The organism is Shewanella sp. SM101, from assembly GCF_025654465.1.
Classification (GTDB): domain Bacteria; phylum Pseudomonadota; class Gammaproteobacteria; order Enterobacterales; family Shewanellaceae; genus Shewanella; species Shewanella oncorhynchi.
In genome coordinates, this window is sequence record NZ_JAKKRH010000004.1 from 137,919 (window position 1) to 157,608 (window position 19,690).

The 19,690-nt window shown below is 45.2% G+C and carries 21 protein-coding genes; 16 read left to right on the forward strand and 5 right to left on the reverse strand.

Annotated features, from left to right (window positions below; translation table 11 throughout):
- Positions 1-37: 37 nt before the first annotated feature.
- Positions 38-547, forward strand: a complete 510-nt coding sequence (crr, locus tag L5M38_RS03620; RefSeq protein WP_006081821.1) for a PTS glucose transporter subunit IIA — start codon at positions 38-40, stop codon at positions 545-547.
- Positions 548-767: 220 nt separating this feature from the next.
- Here the strand turns inward: crr and L5M38_RS03625 are convergent, their stop codons facing one another.
- Positions 768-2,138 carry an MFS transporter gene (locus L5M38_RS03625; protein ID WP_263178387.1) on the reverse strand — a complete coding sequence of 457 codons (1,371 nt, stop codon included), beginning with the start codon at positions 2,136-2,138 and terminating at the stop codon, positions 768-770.
- A 269-nt stretch (positions 2,139-2,407) separates the two neighbouring features.
- Between L5M38_RS03625 and L5M38_RS03630 the strand changes: the two genes are divergently transcribed.
- The 11 genes from L5M38_RS03630 to L5M38_RS03680 all read left to right on the forward strand — a co-directional run bounded on the left by L5M38_RS03630 (position 2,408) and on the right by L5M38_RS03680 (position 12,016).
- Positions 2,408-2,752 carry an ArsC family reductase gene (locus L5M38_RS03630; protein WP_263178389.1) on the forward strand — a complete coding sequence of 115 codons (345 nt, stop codon included), beginning with the start codon at positions 2,408-2,410 and terminating at the stop codon, positions 2,750-2,752.
- Positions 2,752-3,891, forward strand: a complete 1,140-nt coding sequence (gene dapE / locus L5M38_RS03635) for a succinyl-diaminopimelate desuccinylase (protein ID WP_263178415.1) — start codon at positions 2,752-2,754, stop codon at positions 3,889-3,891. Before L5M38_RS03630 ends, dapE begins: the two co-directional genes overlap by 1 nt.
- A complete protein-coding gene (locus tag L5M38_RS03640; RefSeq protein WP_219233650.1) occupies positions 3,885-4,598 on the forward strand; it encodes a M15 family metallopeptidase in 714 nt (237 codons plus the stop codon). The genes dapE and L5M38_RS03640 overlap by 7 nt, the downstream gene beginning before the upstream one ends.
- Before the next feature lie 112 nt (positions 4,599-4,710).
- Positions 4,711-5,541, forward strand: a complete 831-nt coding sequence (locus L5M38_RS03645; protein ID WP_263178392.1) for an alpha/beta fold hydrolase — start codon at positions 4,711-4,713, stop codon at positions 5,539-5,541.
- A gap of 325 nt (positions 5,542-5,866) precedes the next feature.
- Positions 5,867-7,045, forward strand: a complete 1,179-nt coding sequence (locus tag L5M38_RS03650) for a porin (protein ID WP_263178393.1) — start codon at positions 5,867-5,869, stop codon at positions 7,043-7,045.
- Between the two features lie 10 nt (positions 7,046-7,055).
- Positions 7,056-7,493, forward strand: a complete 438-nt coding sequence (locus tag L5M38_RS03655) for a phosphate ABC transporter substrate-binding protein (RefSeq protein ID WP_105252606.1) — start codon at positions 7,056-7,058, stop codon at positions 7,491-7,493.
- A gap of 295 nt (positions 7,494-7,788) precedes the next feature.
- A complete protein-coding gene (gene can / locus L5M38_RS03660; RefSeq protein WP_028760064.1) occupies positions 7,789-8,406 on the forward strand; it encodes a carbonate dehydratase in 618 nt (205 codons plus the stop codon).
- A gap of 193 nt (positions 8,407-8,599) precedes the next feature.
- A complete protein-coding gene (gene kdnA, locus L5M38_RS03665) occupies positions 8,600-9,787 on the forward strand; it encodes an 8-amino-3,8-dideoxy-alpha-D-manno-octulosonate transaminase KdnA (RefSeq protein WP_028760065.1) in 1,188 nt (395 codons plus the stop codon).
- A gap of 20 nt (positions 9,788-9,807) precedes the next feature.
- The gene (gene kdnB, locus L5M38_RS03670) at positions 9,808-10,878 is read left to right on the forward strand and encodes a 3-deoxy-alpha-D-manno-octulosonate 8-oxidase KdnB (protein ID WP_263138716.1); all 1,071 of its coding nucleotides are present in this window, start codon (positions 9,808-9,810) and stop codon (positions 10,876-10,878) included.
- 97 nt (positions 10,879-10,975) lie between these two features.
- The gene (kdsB, locus tag L5M38_RS03675) at positions 10,976-11,713 is read left to right on the forward strand and encodes an 8-amino-3,8-dideoxy-manno-octulosonate cytidylyltransferase KdsB (RefSeq protein ID WP_263178394.1); all 738 of its coding nucleotides are present in this window, start codon (positions 10,976-10,978) and stop codon (positions 11,711-11,713) included.
- Between the two features lie 45 nt (positions 11,714-11,758).
- Positions 11,759-12,016 carry a DUF2897 family protein gene (locus tag L5M38_RS03680; RefSeq protein ID WP_105252608.1) on the forward strand — a complete coding sequence of 86 codons (258 nt, stop codon included), beginning with the start codon at positions 11,759-11,761 and terminating at the stop codon, positions 12,014-12,016.
- Positions 12,017-12,182: 166 nt separating this feature from the next.
- Here the strand turns inward: L5M38_RS03680 and L5M38_RS03685 are convergent, their stop codons facing one another.
- A complete protein-coding gene (locus L5M38_RS03685) occupies positions 12,183-12,650 on the reverse strand; it encodes a hypothetical protein (protein WP_263178396.1) in 468 nt (155 codons plus the stop codon).
- 350 nt (positions 12,651-13,000) lie between these two features.
- Positions 13,001-14,005, reverse strand: coding sequence for a rhodanese-related sulfurtransferase (locus L5M38_RS03690; RefSeq protein ID WP_028760070.1), 1,005 nt, complete (start codon positions 14,003-14,005; stop codon positions 13,001-13,003).
- Positions 14,006-14,210: 205 nt separating this feature from the next.
- On the opposite strand from L5M38_RS03690, the gene L5M38_RS03695 reads away from it, so the two are divergent.
- The 3 genes from L5M38_RS03695 to L5M38_RS03705 all read left to right on the forward strand — a co-directional run bounded on the left by L5M38_RS03695 (position 14,211) and on the right by L5M38_RS03705 (position 15,404).
- The gene (locus L5M38_RS03695) at positions 14,211-14,351 is read left to right on the forward strand and encodes a hypothetical protein (RefSeq protein ID WP_263178397.1); all 141 of its coding nucleotides are present in this window, start codon (positions 14,211-14,213) and stop codon (positions 14,349-14,351) included.
- A gap of 11 nt (positions 14,352-14,362) precedes the next feature.
- Positions 14,363-15,019, forward strand: a complete 657-nt coding sequence (locus L5M38_RS03700) for a glutathione S-transferase (protein ID WP_263178398.1) — start codon at positions 14,363-14,365, stop codon at positions 15,017-15,019.
- A gap of 187 nt (positions 15,020-15,206) precedes the next feature.
- Positions 15,207-15,404 (forward strand): hypothetical protein, encoded by a 198-nt coding sequence (locus tag L5M38_RS03705; protein ID WP_028760072.1) that lies wholly within the window; start codon positions 15,207-15,209, stop codon positions 15,402-15,404.
- A 132-nt stretch (positions 15,405-15,536) separates the two neighbouring features.
- Here L5M38_RS03705 and L5M38_RS03710 read toward each other — a convergent pair whose 3' ends face one another.
- Together L5M38_RS03710 and L5M38_RS03715 are read right to left on the reverse strand one after the other, a co-directional pair.
- Entirely contained in the window at positions 15,537-17,294 is a 1,758-nt protein-coding gene (locus L5M38_RS03710) for a SulP family inorganic anion transporter (RefSeq protein WP_105252613.1), read from the reverse strand.
- A 184-nt stretch (positions 17,295-17,478) separates the two neighbouring features.
- Positions 17,479-18,105, reverse strand: a complete 627-nt coding sequence (locus L5M38_RS03715; RefSeq protein ID WP_263178400.1) for a LysE family translocator — start codon at positions 18,103-18,105, stop codon at positions 17,479-17,481.
- A 92-nt stretch (positions 18,106-18,197) separates the two neighbouring features.
- Between L5M38_RS03715 and L5M38_RS03720 the strand changes: the two genes are divergently transcribed.
- Entirely contained in the window at positions 18,198-19,556 is a 1,359-nt protein-coding gene (locus L5M38_RS03720) for a PLP-dependent aminotransferase family protein (protein ID WP_263178401.1), read from the forward strand.
- Positions 19,557-19,690 lie beyond the last annotated feature (134 nt).

Here is a 19,690-nt window from a genome sequence, read left to right on the forward strand (position 1 = left end):
AAACAATGACAAAAACAAGCAAAAGAGGCTCTAGATTATGGGATTTTTAAGCCGAATAAGGCGCTTGGTATCGGGCCAGACTCAATTAGCTGGCGGTATCATGGTATATGCACCCGTTTCCGGGGATATTGTCGCCATTGAAAAAGTCCCCGACGTGGTTTTTGCTGAAAAGATTGTCGGTGATGGCATCGCTATCGCTCCCAAAGGCGAATTAATTCTGGCGCCTATCGACGGCACCATAGGTAAAATTTTTGAGACAAATCATGCATTCAGTATTGAGTCTCCCCAAGGTTTAGAGCTATTTGTTCACTTTGGTGTAGGTACAGTCGAGCTGAGAGGCAAAGGGTTTAAACGTTTGGCCCAGGAAGGTCAAGAAGTGAAAGTCGGCGATCCGATCCTGTCATTCGATATTGATTATCTAAAAGATCAAGTCGACAGCCTACTCACTCCTGTCGTGCTGGCGAACATGGAAGATGTCAAATACCTCGACAAAGCCCAAGGCAGTGTCACCGCAGGCAAAGACGTGATCTTTACGGTACAGCTCTAATTTAACCATTTCGAATAAATCGTTTATCGATTGTTTTCTGAATAATAAAAGGCTGACTCACCATCATGAGCCAGCCTTTTAAGTTTTGAAAACCAAGCCTATACACGGTATTTGAATTCGCCAAGCTGCACCGATACACAGGCTTGAGAGAATCTATTTCGACCATTCTCACGCTAAGCATCACGTTCCCTGCGAATAACGGCTACAGGACTCTAGTAAACTAATCTACTTTGAACATGGCAAAATCGGGGCGCGGCAATTTATCTAAAATACTGTACAGATAAATCACCAATACCGAGAGTAAAGCGCCTGTCAAAAACAGCCACTGACCGCCAAAATGATCCAATATGATGCCACCTCCAAGGGGCGCGAGCGCAAATCCTAAGTCATAGAATGAAGCGGCCCCAAAGTAAGCGCCACGAAGATGATCAGGGGCTAAGCGGTCGATATGCACATTCATAGTGGGGAACAAAATAGTCTCGGCGACACTCATCACCACAATCGCACCAATCCAGCCCCAAAATAGATCCAGTGGATTAAACGCCAGCCAGATTTGTGAGCCGATCAGTAATAGCAATCCGATTTGAATCCGTTTGACGAGCGGAAAACGGGCCATGAGTTTCAATAGCAAAAATTGGGTGGAGATAATCACCATAGCATTGGTGAAAATCATGCCAGAAATTAACGTCAGCAAATCAGGCGCACCTGCGCGAGTAAGATATTGGATCAACGAACTGTCCATTTGGGCATAAATGAACATACACAAAATATTGGCAAAAATTAAACATTGCAGCAATTTATCTTGCAATAGAATGGCGATAATTTGCTTACGGCTCACGACTGCCGCTTTTTTCGTGCTTGCCTCTGCATCAGTCGATAAGCTATTCACACCACGATTAACACCATCACTTGTCATGTCATTTACAAAGTCACTTTCACTGCCACTCGTATCGCCACTTAAATTGTCACTCGATAAGGCGCCAGCCGCCATAGCAGGTTCCTGACGGGTTTGATGGTTAAATCCCCAATATAACAAGGCCAACAATACGGCAAAGGCCACTGCAGTAAGGTAGAAACTGGATTGCTTGCCCGTAAGACCAAGCCATACCCCCAACATAGGGCCAACGGCGCAGCCAACGTTGACGATAAAATACAGCGACTGCATCGCCAATTCGCGTGTCTTAGGATCGGCAATAATGTCGCCAATAGCGGCGGATGTCAGCGGTCGCCACAGTGAAGTGGCCATAGAGCACAGGGTCATCACGACCACATACCCCTCGACAGAATTTGCTTCAGCCAATAACGAAAACGAGATGATATAGAGGATGCCCGTCAGGTACATCAGCTTATGACGACCGATTCTGTCGGACAATGAGCTACCAACAAAGCTCGTAAATACCGAAATAATCGCGGCGCTGGACAAGACCATGCCGACCTCTGTGGCACTTAGCGCAAATTTCTCATATAAAATAACGGCTAAGAATGGCCACACCATGTAATAACTGCCACGGGTGATAAAAGACCCAAACAAAAATATCCACATCAAGCGCGGAAATTGCTTAAATCGCTGCAATGAAACATCGCTGTGCATCTTAATCCTTTAAAAGCGCATTGACCTCAATGCTTAAATCAAACTGATTTTAATGGAAAAACAATATATACAAGGCACTTAAGTTAAACAAGTGTTAAAAAGTTAAACCAAAGCAAGTCACCAGCGATTATTATCTCTAGAAAATTAACGTTTTATTAATCACCAGATATCGGCAACACATCCCACTTGTGACATGCGACGCACAATGCCACAATGCCAGCAAAATCAATGCTTGCAAGCCAAGCGTCCATCCACACTGGAGCATCATTTTGACCCTCTACGGTATTAAGAATTGCGATACAGTGCGTAAAGCACGTAAATGGATTGAAAATCATCAACTTCCAGTTCATTTCCATGATTTTAGAGATGACGGCCTACGTCAAGAAGACCTCGAATTCTGGTGTAAAACCTCAGGCTGGGAAACCGTATTCAATAAGCGCAGCACAAGCTTTCGTGCCCTCAGTGACGCAGATAAAACCAATATCGATCAAGCCAAAGCCATTCAACTTATGCTGGCGCAACCGACACTGATCAAACGCCCCGTCTTGGTCGTCGGTGAACAAGTGCTGATTGGCTTTGATGAAGCCGCCTATAAAAGAGTATTCTCAGTATGATGCCAGCAGACAATTATCCCGTTACAGAACTAACAAAAGCGCTGATCGCCCGCCCTTCGGTAACACCGCTTGATGAAGGCTGCCAAACCTTAATGGCTGAAAGACTCAGCGCCATCGGCTTTAATATCGAACCTATGGTATTTGAAGACACCACCAATATGTGGGCTCGCCGTGGTAATGAAGGCCCCGTTTTTTGTTTTGCGGGTCACACAGACGTTGTGCCGACAGGCGATGTGAGCCGCTGGCACACGCCGCCTTTTGTGCCCACCATCATTGATGGCTACTTATATGGCCGAGGCGCAGCGGACATGAAAGGCTCACTGGCGGCTATGATCATTGCCACCGAGCGGTTTGTGGCTAAACATCCCGATCATCATGGCTCTATCGCCTTTTTGATCACCAGCGATGAAGAAGGTCCATTCATCAACGGCACGACGCGAGTCATTGATACCTTAGAAGCGCGCAACGAGAAGATCACTTGGGCATTAGTCGGCGAACCCTCATCAACCCTAAAGCTGGGCGATGTGGTCAAAAATGGTCGCCGCGGCAGTTTAACCGGCAACTTAACCGTGAAAGGCATTCAAGGTCACGTGGCCTATCCACACCTTGCCGATAATCCAATCCACAAAGCCGCGCCTTTCTTAGCCGAGCTAAGTCAAATGCACTGGGATATTGGCAATGAGTTCTTTCCGCCCACCAGCTTCCAAATCGCCAATATTAATGGCGGCACAGGTGCATCAAATGTGATCCCTGGCGCACTGGAAGTGATGTTTAACTTCCGTTACTCCACCGAAGTGACCGCCGAAATCTTGATTGAGCGAGTTGAAACTCTACTGAAAGCCTATGAGCTAGATTACGATATCAGCTGGATTTTCAATGGCCTACCATTTTTAACCGGTGATGGCCCGTTATTAGATGCAACCCGTATCGCGATCCGCCAAGTCACAGGTTATGAAACCGATCCACAAACCACAGGCGGCACGTCAGACGGTCGCTTTATCGCGCCAACGGGCGCCAAAGTGTTAGAGCTTGGCCCTGTCAACGCCACCATTCATAAAGTGAATGAATGCGTTAAAGTGGATGACCTTGAGCAGTTAGCTCTGTGTTATGAAGTCATTTTGGAACAATTACTGTGTTAGCACATCTGAAGATCCGTCCCGAAACCGCAAAGCTTTACGGCTTAAGCTCCCCTGAATTGGTGGATTATTTAAGCCCGTATCACCTTGGTTATCATAGCTTTGGGTTAGAGGAGAACACAGCTATCGCCTTTAAGTCTATGGCGGCAAAAGCTGAAGATGCGGGCATAAAACTCGCGATTTGCTCGGCACATCGTCCCTTTGAACGGCAACTGGCAATTTGGAATGCCAAGGCTAGCGGTAAACGCGCGGTATTGGATGCCAATGAGTTACCGGTCAATATTCAGGGCTTAAGTGACGATGCCATAGTTGACTTGATTTTGCTCTGGTCGGCGTTGCCCGGCGCTTCACGCCACCATTGGGGTACCGATCTCGATGTGTTCGATGCGGCTCAAATTGATGTTAAAGCCCTGCGCCTTGTTGAAGCTGAATATGTTCAGGGTGGTCCCTGCGCTAAATTACATGCTTGGCTGGTAGAAAATGCCCATGATTTTGGCTTTTACTTCCCGTTTCAGCAGGGACAAAGTGCGGTAAGTCCTGAGCCTTGGCACATCAGCTATTTCCCTGTAGCACAGTTATTGTTGCCACAATTCGATCGTGCCGAACTGGCAATCCTGTTAGAAAACAGTGATATGTTGCTAAAAGATGCAGTACTCGCCCGATTAGACAATCTAATAGATGAATACGTGCTGCGTATCGCTCAGCCCTAATCACGAAATACTCGCCAAGATCAGTCAACACAGGTTAAGCATAGCGCTATATCGTCAAAATTGGCGCCAAAATGCGGTTTAACACAATGATATATTTGATAAAGTAGGTTTTATGGATTTTTCTTCACACCGTCAGCAGCTTGTTATTGCCGATCGAAAATTAAGTTACCTTGATGTCGGCTCAGGCCCTGTATTGTTGTTTGGGCACAGTTATTTATGGGATAGCGCTATGTGGGCGCCTCAAATTGCCACCTTAAGCGCCCAGTATCGCTGCATAGTGCCTGAACTTTGGGGCCATGGTCAGTCAGATTTACTGCCCAATAACTGCAAAACGCTACTCGATATTGCCGATCAAATGCTTGAGCTAATGGATGCTCTTGAGATAACTCACTTTAGTGTTGTCGGACAATCTGTCGGTGCTATGTGGGGCGCAGAATTGGTACTGAAAGCACCAACAAGAGTTAAAACCCTCGTTATGCTCAACAGTTTTATCGGTTTCGAACCCGAAGTCACCCGTGCGAAATATGATGGCATGCTGGATATGATTACCGCCGCTAAGGCGATCCCTGCGCCGCTGATCAGTGCAATTTCACCTTTATTCTTCGCCAATGATGCCGCGAATAACACTCCCGAACTGGTTACGGGCTTTGAACAGTCCCTTACCAGTATCACAGCGGAGCAAATCCCCACGATAGTTAAACTTGGACAAATGATTTTTGGTCGTCGCGATACCATGGAATACGCCGAGCAATTGACGCTACCCTGCCTCATCATGGCTGGCGTGGAAGATAAGGCCCGCAGCGTATTGGAAAGTTACCTGATGAGTGATGCCATTGACGGCAGCCAACTTGTGCATATTCCTGCGGCAGGACACATATCAACTCTCGAACAAGCGGAATTTATTAACCAACATTTAGCCGATTTTCTGGCTAAACATTATTAATCAATCGCTAAATCTACGCTTCAAGGTGCGAAAACTCGCATCTTGAAGATGAGTATTTCTACTTAGCACATGTTACTAAGATATGCTTATATCAATATTGCTCACCCATACTTAATTCCTATTTTATGGATAAATACATTAGGCTTTACTTTATTAAAGTCTGTTATTGAGCACGCCTCGTTTCATTAAACTCATCTGTGAAACCTCTATTAACAAGTAAAGACCTTGTTTTTGTTCCAAGCGGCTTAAAAAATGTTGCACAAAGGTGAAATCTACTAATTATCAACTACCTTTATACTGTATTCCCTCAACAAGGTATTCTGCCATGAGAAAAAGTACAGTTGCCCTCTGCGTATTCAGCACACTTTATATACCGTCTCTTTATGCCGATGTTCAAATAAATGGATTTGCCTCTATTGTCGCGGGCTCGAGTCTAAGTGACGATAAAAGCTATTATGGTTACGATAAAGAACTCGATTTTAATAATGATTCCAAAGTTGCCTTACAATTTACCGCCGATCTTGGTAGTGGCTTAAGAGCGACTGCACAAGTGCTATCCAGAGGCAGTAACGATTATAGCGCTGAATTCGAATGGGCTTATATCTCCTATGACATCAGCGACAAACTTATGCTTATGGCAGGTCGCCAACGTTTTAATCTCTATAAATACTCCGATTATATTGATGTAGGCTATGCCTATCATTGGATCACTCCGCCCCGCGGAGTTTATTCACTGCCATTTAATTCAGGTGAAGGTGTAGGCTTAGTTTATGCCGATTTATGGGGAGATACCGAAGTAGGTTTGACCTATAAATACATTACCACTTCAGTTTCTGACTACTCGCCTACGGGTTCATCAACGCCTCCTGCGCCCTTCTCCGCCGAGGGCCACATAATGAACTTTAACTTTGTAACCTATGGGTTTGAGTACGGTTTAAATATTGGCATAGTTACCGATTTCTCCTACGAATTACCCGCACTGCTTGGCTTAGGCAATGCAATTTCTCAAACCGGACTCTTTACTCAGCAAGTGGTTGATGATCTTTTACCAATTAATGACAGCGCGTTACTCATTGGCGCTAACGTTAAATATGATGCTGAAAAATGGTTTATTTTGGCCGAATACACACGAATTGATGTCGATCCCAGTAGCTTTAATATTCAAGATTCAGCCTTTGTTTCCGGCGGGATCCGCTATCACGATTTCACCTTCCACTTAACCTACGGTATTGATAAAGGTGAGCCCCAATACGATGCCTATGACGCTATGTTACCTGTTTACAATGGTCTGCCACCGGCAAACCAAGCTGCACTCGCACCGCTTGTTTTTGGTACACAAGCGGCGCTTGAAGCACAACAGGAAGACAGCGCCTACTACATCATAGGTACCCGCTGGGATTTCCATCCTTCTGCCGCACTGAAACTAGAGTACACCAACTACAGTAATGACAAACCGTCCTCCGATGAACAGTTGCTGAGTATGGCAATAGACTTAGTTTTTTAAGGAGTTAAGCATGAAACTATTAATAAGTTCTCGGTTGATGATAAAAACCTTAGTCGCCAGTGCGCTTCTATTTGGCAGTGCCTGTGTTCAAGCCGAAATTGCCGTCGTGGTGCACCCTTCTAATACGTCAGAAATTAGCGCTGCGGATATTTCACGGATCTATTTAGGCAAACTCAAGTCTTTCCCCAGTGGTGGCACTGTCGTCGCACTCGATCAACCTGAAGGCACGCCCGCACGTGATGCTTTTGTTAAACAGATCCTTAATAAAACCGAGAGTCAGTTAAAAGCCTATTGGTCAAAACTGGTCTTTTCAGGCCAAGGTCAACCGCCCAAAGTCGTCGACTCCAGCGCTGAAATGCTCGCATTGATTGCCGCCAATCCCAATATGATCGGATTTGTTGACGTCAGCGAAGTAAACGACAGCGTGAAAGTGATCAGTAAGTTCTAACCCATACGGCATCATCCTTGTCCGCCTTAATCTGTGGCGGACAAGGTTTCCACTCAGCATTAGCGCGATATAAACAAACACACTATCAAATGGTGCTTGCCCCCTCAGAGAGGGCTTATCCATTTGCAGTACTGTTAAGAAAAAATAATCTCGATTTTTCAATATCCTGATTCAAACCTTAATTGGATAGACCAGCAGAGCCAAATTTGCTGGTATACTCTTGCTAAAAATGTGCTGCTTGCATGAATTAGAGCATGAGAAGACATTTTATATGTCAATAAAACAATAGGTTAAAATGAAACTACTCAAACCTTTATTCGACAATAACCGCCGCTGGGCCGGACGTATACGCCAAGAAAATCCTGATTTTTTTGAACAATTAGCGAAACAGCAACATCCTGAATACCTGTGGATTGGCTGCTCAGATAGTCGCGTACCCTCAAACCAAATCATTGATCTTATGCCCGGTGAAGTCTTTGTTCACCGTAATATCGCCAACATGGTGATCCATACCGATCTTAACTGCTTATCTGTACTGCAATACGCCGTCGATGTGCTCAAGGTGAAGCATATTATGGTGGTGGGTCACTACGGCTGTGGTGGTGTGCGCGCGGCCATGGGTCAGCAACGCTTAGGACTCATCGATAACTGGCTCGGGCATTTACGTGATATCTATCGTATTTATCAGGAAGAATTACAACAGATGGACGAAGCCAAACGTTTTGATCGCCTGTGCGAGCTAAACGTGATTGAGCAGGTTGCTAATGTGACCAGTTCAACCATAGTGCAAGAAGCTTGGGATCGCGGCCAAGAAGTGGCGGTACACGGCTGGATTTACGGCATTGATAACGGTTTACTGACAGATTTAGATGTCACGGTTGACCGTGAACATGGTTTAGCCAATCCACGCTAACAGCCTGAATATAGGCTTTCAACCCTTAGCTGAGTGTCATCTATGCTCAGATAAAACCTGCCCCTGTGCAGGTTTTTCTTTTTCCATGACAATTTTCAGCAATAAAACATCGCAAGGGTCTATTACGCCAGTTATAATCCGCCAGTTAATTGCAGGCGACCTATGCGCCACAAATTCTAAGGAGATACCTTCCATGCCCGGTTTTGAATTATTTGGTCCTGAAGAGAAGCAGGAAGTCGCTGACGTTATGGAAAACGGTTTTACCTTCCGTTACAACTTCGACCATATGCGTAATGATCGCTGGAAGACGCGCGATATGGAGCAACTACTGTGCGAGAAGATGAACGTGAAGCATGCTCACCTTTTATCAAGCGGTACTGCTGCGCTGCAAACGGCCATGATGGCTGCAGGCATTGGTGCTGGCGATGAAGTTATCGTGCCACCTTTTACCTTTGTAGCCTCAGTTGAAGCAATTTTTATGGCAGGCGCTATTCCGATTTTTGCCGAAATCGATGAGACATTGTGTTTATCTCCAGAAGGTATCGAAGCCGCGATTACCCCACGCACTAAAGCCATCAACTTAGTGCACATGTGCGGTTCTATGGCGAAGATGGACGAGATCAAAGCCGTCTGTAAAAAACATAACTTACTGATTTTAGAAGATGCTTGCCAAGCCATCGGTGGTAGCTACAAGGGCCAAGCCCTAGGTACTATCGGGGATGTGGGTTGTTACTCATTCGATTCAGTCAAAACCATCACCTGTGGTGAAGGTGGCGCTGTGATCACTAACAACACAGAAATCTACAACAATGCGCACATGTTCTCAGATCACGGCCATGACCATATTGGTAAAGACCGCGGTGCAGAGTCACACCCTATCATTGGCTTGAACTTCCGTATTTCGGAAATGAATGCCGCCTTAGGATTAGCGCAGTTACGTAAACTCGATACCATTATCGATATTCAACGTAAAAACAAAAAGACCATTAAAGATGCAATGGCCGCTATCCCAGAAGTCACCTTCCGCCAGATCCCAGATCCAGAAGGCGACTCGGCTGGCTTCTTAACCTTTATGTTGCCAACCGAAGCGCGCACGCAAGAAATCAGCAAAAAACTGGCTGAAAACGGCGTTGATGGCTGCTTCTACTGGTATGTAAACAACTGGCATTATTTGAAAAACTGGAAACACATTCAGGAGCTTAAGGCATCTGCTGCGTTGCCAATCACATTAATCGCCGACAGACCTGACTATACTCAAGTTTCTGTGCCTAAATCCGATGCCATTATGAGCCGCACGATTTCTATGCTCATCAAGTTGTCTTGGACCGATGCTCAGATCGCCGAGCGTATCGAAAACATCAAGAAAGCATTTGCCCAATAATTCTACGGGAGTTTGTTGCAATGAGTTTTAAGAATTTTAAAGTAGTTGAAAAAATGATCTTCGGCCGTGGCTCATTCGTCCAACTGGATGAAGTGTTAGCTGCTGAACGTAAAACCGCCGACGACTTCGTGGTGTTTTTAGTCGATGACGTGCATCAAGGCAAAGCCCTTGAGGGCCGCATTCCAGCTAAAGCACAAGACATGGTGATTTGGGTTAACGTTGATGAAGAGCCAAGCACAATTCAAATCGATGCCCTGACTGAACAAGTTCAAGCTTTCAATAGCAAACTGCCAGTGAGCGTCGTCGGTTTAGGTGGCGGTTCAACCATGGACGTGGCTAAAGCAGTATCGCTGATGCTGACAAACCCAGGTGGCTCTGCTATGTATCAAGGTTGGGACTTAATCAAGAACCCAGCGATACACCACATTGGTATCCCAACGATTTCTGGTACTGGTGCAGAAGCGTCACGCACCGCCGTATTATGTGGTCCAGTACGTAAGCTAGGCCTGAACTCAGATTACACAGTATTCGATCAAATCATCATGGATTCTGAGTTAATCGAAGGCGTGGAAACGGACCAATGGTTCTACACAGGTATGGATTGCTATATCCACTGTGTTGAATCGTTACAAGGTACCTTCTTAAACGAGTTCTCTAAATCCTACGCTGAAAAAGCGATGGATTTATGTCGCCAAGTGTACTTAGACGACCACGTAGAAAAAGACGACAAGCTAATGATGGCGTCTTTCATGGGCGGCATGAGCATAGCTTATAGCCAAGTGGGTGCCTGTCATGCGGTTTCTTACGGTCTGTCCTATATCCTGGGTTACCACCACGGTATCGGCAACTGTATCGCCTTTGATGTGTTAGAAGAATTCTATCCAGAAGGCGTTGAAGAGTTCCGTCTGATGATGAAGAAACATAACATCACGCTGCCGAAGAACATCTGTAAAGATCTGCCAGACGAAACCATAGCGAAAATGGTTGCCGTGACTAAGAGCATGGGTCCACTATGGGCTAACGTTTACGGCGCGGGTTGGGAAGAGAAAGTCACAGATGAAATGTTGACAGCCCTGTTCCGTCGCATCTAAGCTCTAACACATGTTAAAAGGGCTCAATTGTGAGCCCTTTTGTCTATATGCATTGTATATCTACACTGTATATCTTTGATAAAAGTAGGATAATTTGATGAATGTGACTCTGTTAATCCCGGCTCGTTACGGTTCAAGCCGCTTCCCGGGCAAACCCTTAGCCCCGATTAACGGCAAGCCAATGATCCAACACGTGTATGAACGCGCGTCGTTAGCCAAAGGCCTCACCAATATTTACGTCGCTACCGATGATGATCGCATTAAAGCGGCCGTTGAAGGTTTTGGCGGCAAAGTAGTCATGACCAGCCCAGATGCAGCCTCGGGTACAGATCGTATCAATGATGCAATAAACCAACTGGGACTAAAAGATGACGACTTAGTGATCAACCTACAGGGCGATCAACCTCTTATTGACCCAACCTCTATCGAGCAAGTCATCAGCCTCTTCGAGCGTCACCCTGGTGAGTTTGAAATGGCAACCTTAGGCTTTGAAATCGTCAATAAAGCCGAGCTTGGCGATCCTATGCATGTGAAGATGGTGTTCGATAACAACAACTACGCCTTGTATTTCTCTCGTTCGCGTATTCCTTTTGGCCGCGATACTCAAGATTACCCCGTTTATAAGCACTTAGGTGTGTATGCTTATACACGCAAATTCGTACAGGCCTTCGCCGCCCTACCATTAGGTCGCCTAGAAGATCTGGAAAAACTCGAGCAATTACGTGCATTAGAGTACGGCCATAAAATCAAAATCGCCATTAGCGCCTTTGATTCTATTGAAGTTGATACGCCAGAAGACATTCGTAAATGTGAGCAACGTTTAGCGGTTGATTAATCGCCCGTTAGGTGTGCGCGAGTCAATTCGAAACAGGAGCTGAGTATGTCGACCTTAGAAGTCTGGATCATTATTATTTTGATCGTCGGTGTCATCGCCAGCAATCTTGCTGCGTTGAAGTACAGTGCTAAGTTCAAACTGCCGCAGTTCGGTCAACATGGTAAAGATAAGCAGATAAAGTCAAGTACTGCGAAGCCTTCGGCAGCAGACAATGATGCCGATGCGGCTTCAAACAAGCCAGGTTCTGCGGACTCAGAACCCAATAAAGCAGATCAAAGCAAAACTGAACCACCTAGGGGCTAAGCTCAATGGCGGCTTTTAAAGAGTGAGTCTAAAGATGGCTCTTGAACACGCCTTTTAAAGACTGTGCTATAAACACTGAGCAATGACGTTCGCAAACATAGAAAAGGCGCCACAGGCGCCTTTTTTGTCTCTCAAATAACAAGCTAGCCAATGCTACTCATCAGCCTTAGGCTTTTTTCGCTGATGTGCGACTCAATGGCTGCTCCTCAAGGTGCGCCACTAAAAAGACTAAAAAGCGAAACAGGGATTTAATCTTAAGATCATAATTTTTATCGGGCTCTGCCGCGACTAACTTCTGCAGTGATTTGATTCTAGCGTAAGCATTCTCGACTAAAGCGTCGTTCTCTTTACCGACATACTTAGCAAACTCGGCAAATTCACCAATAAATTTCAGTGTCACTTTACGGTGATTTAACGCAGTGAGTGCTGCGCCCTCTTTCAGTTTTGCCTCAAAAATACTGCATTCTAAACCGCTGGCGATCGCGCTTTGCGATAAACCGCTGCTTAACGCATCGGCCAGAAAACCCAAATTGGCTTTTAATTCAAAGGCAATCGCCTGCTTACTGGCGCTCGATTGCTGCCAGCGACTGCGTTCCTTATCAAAAATATCGTATAGCTCTTTCCAAATGCTCATGCGCTTTGCCTACCTTGCACTGAATCGCTCCCTTCGTATATAGCACTCGACTTTTTTGAAATGCTAGCGTTTTTAATACTAACGTTTTTAATACTAGCGACTGAAAGTTATCATAAATTTAAGGTTTTCTGCATAGCGCTATGATAAATAATGGTTTAAAAATGAGTTAAAGCACATTCACACTAAACACACTAAAACTAAAATCGGCATAAAAAAATGGCCCGAACGAGTCGGGCCAGAGTGCAAGCCATATTCACTGTGAGAGCCATGTGAAAGCGGCCTGAGTGAGAAACAAGCTCATGACTAACTCACGACGAACTCACTCACGACCCATCTAATGGCATATAAAGTTAAAGCGCTTGCGATTTTTTCGCGTTATTTTTCTCGGCGGCGAGTCGACGCTGCGCTTCTTTTTTCTCACGGCGCGCTTCAATCACTTGATTCACATCGCTACCGATATGCGCTTCATTACGGGCTTTAGCCAGATTCACTTGACGTTCACGCTCAACGAAACGTTTACGCTGCTCGTCAGAAATTTTATCGATACAATGTGGGCAACTGACACCTTGCACATAGGCAGGACTCTGTTTTTCAGCTTCGGTGATTGGCATACGACAAGCATTACATTGATCGTATTGGCCTTTCTTCAAGTCATGATTTACCGCAACGCGGTTATCAAATACAAAGCACTCGCCTTCCCACAGGCTTTCTTCCGCTTTGACTTCTTCAAGGTATTTAAGAATACCACCTTCGAGATGATAGACCTCGTCAAAGCCTTGCTCTTTTAAATAAGCAGTTGATTTCTCACAGCGAATACCGCCAGTACAGAACATGGCGACCTTCTTATGTTTAGCAGGATCAAGATTCTGCTTCACATATTCAGGGAATTCTCTGAAGGTTTCAGTCACAGGATTAATGGCATTTTTGAAAGTGCCGATTTGCACTTCATAGTCGTTACGGGTGTCGACTAAAATCACGTCCGGATCAGAAATCAGCGCATTCCAATCTTGAGGCTTCACATAGGTGCCAACCACTTTAAGTGGGTCAATACCTTCAACGCCCATAGTCACGATTTCGTTTTTCAGTTTGACTTTAGTGCGGTAGAACGGCATTTCATCGTCAAATGATAACTTGTGAACGATATTATCTAGGCCATTTTGGCTATTAAGCCACACTAATAACGCTTCAATAGCTTCTTGAGTGCCAGCAACTGTGCCATTGATCCCTTCACTTGCGAGGAGCAGAGTGCCTTTGATCTCGGCCTGTTCCATCATAGCAAGCAATGGCGCTCGGATAGATTCAAAATGCGGTAACGACACGAATTTATATAACGCACATACGACAACTTTAGCCATAACACCCTCTTTGCTGGCTGGAACTTAATTTCCAGTGCATAAACAAATCAATCATCTGCAGCCTTGCTGCAGATCCCAAAAATAGCGCGGAATTCTACCTGAGTCACAGCAAGATAAACACAGATAAAATACAGGGTCTTTAATTCTTTACGCACAGTGGTGAGAAAAATCATTCTATGATGGCAAATTAAACAGAAATCCCAGTATGAAAGCGTTACCATCTGCGCCCTTTGAATATTGCATGATTGGCACGCAACATTTGCATTGGCATACTCGCGTCGTCAATAAACATGCTGACGTCAGCTTTAGTCGCATCAACTTCCATCGCAATAGCGCCGTACAGTAGAGGAAATCCGAATGACGCTAGCCGTCTTATACACCTTCCGCCGTTGCCCCTATGCTATGCGAGCACGTTTGGGACTCTTATTAGCCCAATGCAATGTTGAAGTCCGTGAAATCACCCTTAAAGCCAAACCACCACAAATGCTAGCTGCCTCACCTAAGGGGACTGTGCCGGTATTAGTACTAGCAAACGGTGAGGTGATTGCCGAAAGTCTTGAGATCATGCGCTGGGCACTCACGCAAGCAGACCCCTTAGATCTATTGTGTCAGCAAAATCCTGCTATTGAAGATAAAATGGCACAGCTTATCACACAAAATGATCAACAATTTAAACCATGGCTTGACCGCTATAAATATGCCGACCGTTACCCTGAGCAAACGCAAGCTTATTATTATCAGCAGGCGAGTCATTTCCTCCTGCAACTTGAAACATGCTTAGGGCAACACCCCTTTTTAGTCGCCGATACACCTCGCCTTGCCGACTACGCAATCGTACCTTTTGTACGCCAATTTGCCGCAGTGGATCTTAAACGTGCACTTAGTGATGATTTTCCGCGAGTCGCCGCTTGGCTAAATCGACTTATTTCGAGTGAAATATTTATTCGTGCGATGGAAAAATATGTGATCTGGGACGCTAGCCATTCTCCAATTTGCTTGTTAGGAGACGTGTAAGCCAATAAGATTTAAAGATTATTTTTATTTTATGTTATAGCCATCGGTAAAATATTCGAGTAAGGTATTTGCCACTAGGTAACTAATTTAGCTAATCGAAGCTAGACAATCTTCTCAAGAAAAGTAACCACGCCTAAAGACTCAAGGACGTGAATGATAGAACACAAGGATAAGACAGTTGGAAAATATGGATATTAATATCGTTATTATGCTTGGGGGCCTGGTGCTATTGCATTGTCTATTTGCCCTTCGGGCTTTCAAGAGTAAAGTGGATCTCAGCACCAACAAAAAGTGCTTATGGTGCCTACTGAGTCTGATACTCGGCCCTATGGGTTATTATGGTTTTCACGGTTTTATTCCCCTAGATAGAATTCTCAAAGACTAAATGGTAAAACTGAATACCTTCAAAAAGCTAGTCATCCAATTGATTTACTTATCAAATTAAGAAAAAAATAGCGCAACCTTAAGCTGCGCTATTTTTACGACCCAGTTTAATCAAACAAGGCATGACAGTTAACTACAAATGACTGTGCAACAATACCGAGTCATCAGGAACTTTTTGGATCACAGGCGCTTGCCCTTCAGCCAAGGCTTGTTTATAGCTTTGATTCATTTTAAGGGCGAGATACAAATCTGGTCGGATCAAAATGCCGCCTTCCCCTGTCTGCATACCCGCTTGCTCAAACCAACTCAGCATCTGCCGTTTACGTCCCGCAAGCACTAAACGAACGCCACGTTTTTTAAGCAGTTGATGCAAATCAGCCAACATGGCCATCACACTTAAATCCAAATGGGTAAAACAAGGCACTGCATCAATAATGATGCAATCGACCGGCTCAGATTCCCGAATAAACTTTTCCAGTAAACGGCGCTTAAAATACGTCGCATTAAAGTAAGTTAACGGCGAATTAAAGCGATATATAAATACTCCTGGAACCGATTTAGCTTTACCCGATTCATCGACACTGCGGATAACGCCCTTATGATCTAAACCAAGCACTTGATCCGTAGGCCGCATCACAGTAGCGAGGAACTGGAATAAACCCAGTAATACAGCCAAGGTTATCCCAGGGATAACCCCAATAAACAACACAGAGAACAAGGTGATACAGGCAAGTAGAAAAGCAGACCTATCCCGCACTCGCAGATTCCACAGTGACTTTAAATCGATAAGCGAGATAGAGGCAATTACCAGCACCACACCTAAGGCGGCACTGGGGATAAACTTCAAAGGCGCAGTGAAAAATAGCGCCACAACACCAATCAATACCGCCGCAATGATAGACACTAACTGGCTCTTACCACCATTGGCATCATTAACCGCAGTGCGGGAATCCGCGCCGCTCACCGCAAAACCTTGAGATATGGCAGACGCTATATTGGCTATTCCTAACGCCCTGAACTCTTTATCGGCATCTATATCGTAACCGTTTTTTGCCGCAAAGCTTCGAGCCGTCAACATCATGCTCACAAAGCTCACCATGGCTAAGTTAAGCGCTGGTACCACAAGCTCACGGGCGATACCTAAATCAAATACAGGCGCTTGAAATGAAGGTAATCCTGAGGTCACTTCTCCGACGACGCTAATATCAAAGCTCGTAAGGTTAAACACCCAAACAAGGAAAGCCGCCATCGCCATTGCGCACATAGAAGCAGGCCATTGGGGGCGAAACCGTTTCACTAAGGCATAAGTCGCTAGCGTCACAATCCCCATAGTCAATGTCGGCCAATGGGTTTTGGATAAGTAAGAAGGCGCACCGCTGAGGCGCTCAATTAAATAGCGCTCATCGAAGGTAAAACCGAATATTTTTGAAAACTGTCCCACGATAATGGTAATTGCAACGCCATTAAGCAGCCCCATCAAAATCGGTTTTGATAGAAAATCGGCGAGAACCCCCAGCCTAAAGCGACTCGCAATCAAGCACCAAAAGCCTGTCATGGCCGTCATGGTCATCACTAACTGCCAGTGCTTCATACTATCCCCTGCAGCTAGGGGCGTGACAACCGCGGCGATAACAGCACAAGTCGCCGCATCTGGACCCACGATTAATTGTTTTGAGGTGCCAAATAGTGCGTATACCAACATTGGTAATACGCAGGAATACAAACCCACGGCAGCATTCACACCTGTGAGCTGGGCATAAGCAATCGCTACGGGTAATGCCACAGCGGCAACGGATAAGCCTGCGCGCACATCATCCCTAAGCCATTGCTTTTCATATTGTAATAATTGCGCCAATCCCGGCATAAACGAAATCAAACTAGGGAACTTCACTCGGCAACCTCCATATACACACTATCAAGATAAGCAACAAGTATAACTGAGACTGAAAATGTTCAGCTAAAAGGTCATTACCTAAAAAGCCATCAATAGTATGTTGGTTATGGCATAAAGCCAATCATTACGCGAGTGTCTTCCTCAGAATATTTATAGGCTTAGGCACTTAATTCAAGCCAAGCTAGCGTAATATCATAGGTAATGACACTAAGAGCAAGCTGCCCATAAACCAATTAAAATGGCGCTTACGTCTATCGGTATTGAGTTTCTTACTGATCGCTGCACCGACAAATACCCAAGTAAATGATGCAGGAAATCCCACTATGTTGAACATCAATACGCCAAGAAACGCACTCAACCAAAAGCCATCGCCACTTAATGTAAAAGCGCTACACAGGGTAATCGTCGACATCCAAGATTTAGGATTAATCCATTGAAATAATGCAGCTTCAATGAGCCTCATAGGTTTTCGTCCATCATCCAAATGCGTGCTCTGCACTGGCGACGTCACTAATTTGTATGCGAGATACAGCAAATACGCCAAAGCGAAATATTTCAATACTTGGTGCAATACCGGTAATGCTTCAAACAAGGTACCGAGGCCGAATAATACCGCAAGATGTAAAGAGGTCGAACCCAAGCGGATCCCTGCAATATGTGGCACGGTACGCAGCACACCAAAATGCGCTCCAGAGCTAGCTAAGAGAATATTGTTCGGTCCGGGAGTCATTGTCATAGTCGCGCAAAACAGCGCGGTCGAGGCCATTAAAGTCCATAATTGTGGATCATAAAGTAGTGCAGTATTCATATTCGCCTTAAATTGTATGCATACATTTATTGACATAAAAAGATGCAATAAATAATATACGGAGAATATTAGAGATCAATGGATTTATTGTCATGGGTACAATCTGGACGCCAGACCTAACGACTTTTTCAGGCCCGAAATATCAGCGCTTAGTCAGTGCCATAGAACAAGGCATTTTGCAGAAGGTGTTAACCCAAGGCAGTAAACTGCCACCGCAGCGCCGTTTAGCCGATGCCTTAGGCATCACTATTGGCACTGTGACCCGCGCCTATGCATTGGCGGAACAAAGAGGTTACGTCGAAGCACGAGTGGGAGATGGCACCTATGTCAACGCCTCCCCTGTACCTGAAATGGGTAACGTACAATTGAATATGGCGACCTGTCAGCAGCCACTCACAGATCAAATCAGCACCCTAAGCGATTGCCTCAGCCAATTAGCGAAAGACCCCACTAAATTGAGTCAGTTACTCGGTTATCGCGCCAGTCCATTAGATCAACACCAACAAGTGTTCCACCAATGGTTAAACCAACGCGGCATACAGCAAACGCCCGAGCAACTGGTCTTTACCCATGGCGGCCAGCAAGCCATTTTTGCCTGTTTGAGCGCATTTTTATCAACAGGCGATGTACTGTTACACGAGCAATACAGTTATCCAGGCGTGAGAATTTGTGCTAAACAGCTTGGTGTCACTAGCGTTGGAGTGCCCCTTACCCACGAAGGATTAGATCTGCCGCGCTTTGAAGCCCTATTACAGATCCACAACCCTAAATTAGTCTATCTCACGCTGAATAATCAAAACCCCACTTGCATTCAGTACAGTGAATCACAGCGGCAGAAAATCCTTGAATTATCAGAGCAATATCAATTCTATATCATTGAAGATGACGTGAATTATTGTTTACCTGAAGAATGGCATTCGCCCCTGTGGCAATTAGCAAAACAGCTGGCGATACCACGGGTGATTTATATTTCCAGCCTGTCCAAATTGTTTTCTGGCGGCTTAAGGCAAGGTTTTATTCTGGTTCCTGACGCCCTTATCGCCCAAGTGCGACTCGCTATTCATAGCCAATGCTGGATGGTGTCGCCGCTGAATATTGAAATAGCCTGTCAGTTGATAAAGAAAGGTCATATCACTGCAGAACGAGATACGCTTGTACGTCAACGCCAAAGTCACTGTATCACTATGGGCGAACGGCTGGGATTAACCCAAACTTGGCGAGGGTTAAACGGTTGGATACAACTGCCAGAAGATATCAAAGCCCATCACCTCGTTACCGCACTGGCCGCAAAAGGCATATTAGTCCGTAATGGTGATGACTTTAATTGCCATGACAATTTTATCCGCTTGAGCCTTGGTGGCGCCGAAAACGACAATCAATTTCAGCATGCAATTGAGTGTATCGAAGCAACGATTCACTCCCTCGTACAAAATGCCTATTCCGTAGTGTAAAGGCGCTTAAAGGACCATTAAGCTCAGCCAATTTTTATGCGCCATTTAAGATGAAGTTAATTCACACAAAATGGCGAATTTTGTAGAAAAGTGAATAAAAAAAGCGCCAGTAGCATGCATGCTACTGGCGCTGA

Excerpts from the sequence above, each read along its gene's own strand:
- crr (WP_006081821.1), top strand. The coding sequence starts at position 38 with ATGGGATTTTTAAGCCGAATAAGGCGCTTGGTATCGGGCCAGACTCAA.
- L5M38_RS03625 (WP_263178387.1), bottom strand. The coding sequence starts at position 2,138 with ATGCACAGCGATGTTTCATTGCAGCGATTTAAGCAATTTCCGCGCTTG.
- dapE (WP_263178415.1), top strand. The coding sequence starts at position 2,752 with ATGCCAGCAGACAATTATCCCGTTACAGAACTAACAAAAGCGCTGATC.
- L5M38_RS03645 (WP_263178392.1), top strand. The coding sequence starts at position 4,711 with ATGGATTTTTCTTCACACCGTCAGCAGCTTGTTATTGCCGATCGAAAA.
- L5M38_RS03650 (WP_263178393.1), top strand. The coding sequence starts at position 5,867 with ATGAGAAAAAGTACAGTTGCCCTCTGCGTATTCAGCACACTTTATATA.
- L5M38_RS03655 (WP_105252606.1), top strand. The coding sequence starts at position 7,056 with ATGAAACTATTAATAAGTTCTCGGTTGATGATAAAAACCTTAGTCGCC.
- can (WP_028760064.1), top strand. The coding sequence starts at position 7,789 with ATGAAACTACTCAAACCTTTATTCGACAATAACCGCCGCTGGGCCGGA.
- kdnA (WP_028760065.1), top strand. The coding sequence starts at position 8,600 with ATGCCCGGTTTTGAATTATTTGGTCCTGAAGAGAAGCAGGAAGTCGCT.
- kdnB (WP_263138716.1), top strand. The coding sequence starts at position 9,808 with ATGAGTTTTAAGAATTTTAAAGTAGTTGAAAAAATGATCTTCGGCCGT.
- kdsB (WP_263178394.1), top strand. The coding sequence starts at position 10,976 with ATGAATGTGACTCTGTTAATCCCGGCTCGTTACGGTTCAAGCCGCTTC.
- L5M38_RS03680 (WP_105252608.1), top strand. The coding sequence starts at position 11,759 with ATGTCGACCTTAGAAGTCTGGATCATTATTATTTTGATCGTCGGTGTC.
- L5M38_RS03685 (WP_263178396.1), bottom strand. The coding sequence starts at position 12,650 with ATGAGCATTTGGAAAGAGCTATACGATATTTTTGATAAGGAACGCAGT.
- L5M38_RS03690 (WP_028760070.1), bottom strand. The coding sequence starts at position 14,005 with ATGGCTAAAGTTGTCGTATGTGCGTTATATAAATTCGTGTCGTTACCG.
- L5M38_RS03695 (WP_263178397.1), top strand. The coding sequence starts at position 14,211 with ATGAAAGCGTTACCATCTGCGCCCTTTGAATATTGCATGATTGGCACG.
- L5M38_RS03700 (WP_263178398.1), top strand. The coding sequence starts at position 14,363 with ATGACGCTAGCCGTCTTATACACCTTCCGCCGTTGCCCCTATGCTATG.
- L5M38_RS03705 (WP_028760072.1), top strand. The coding sequence starts at position 15,207 with ATGGATATTAATATCGTTATTATGCTTGGGGGCCTGGTGCTATTGCAT.
- L5M38_RS03715 (WP_263178400.1), bottom strand. The coding sequence starts at position 18,105 with ATGAATACTGCACTACTTTATGATCCACAATTATGGACTTTAATGGCC.
- L5M38_RS03720 (WP_263178401.1), top strand. The coding sequence starts at position 18,198 with ATGGGTACAATCTGGACGCCAGACCTAACGACTTTTTCAGGCCCGAAA.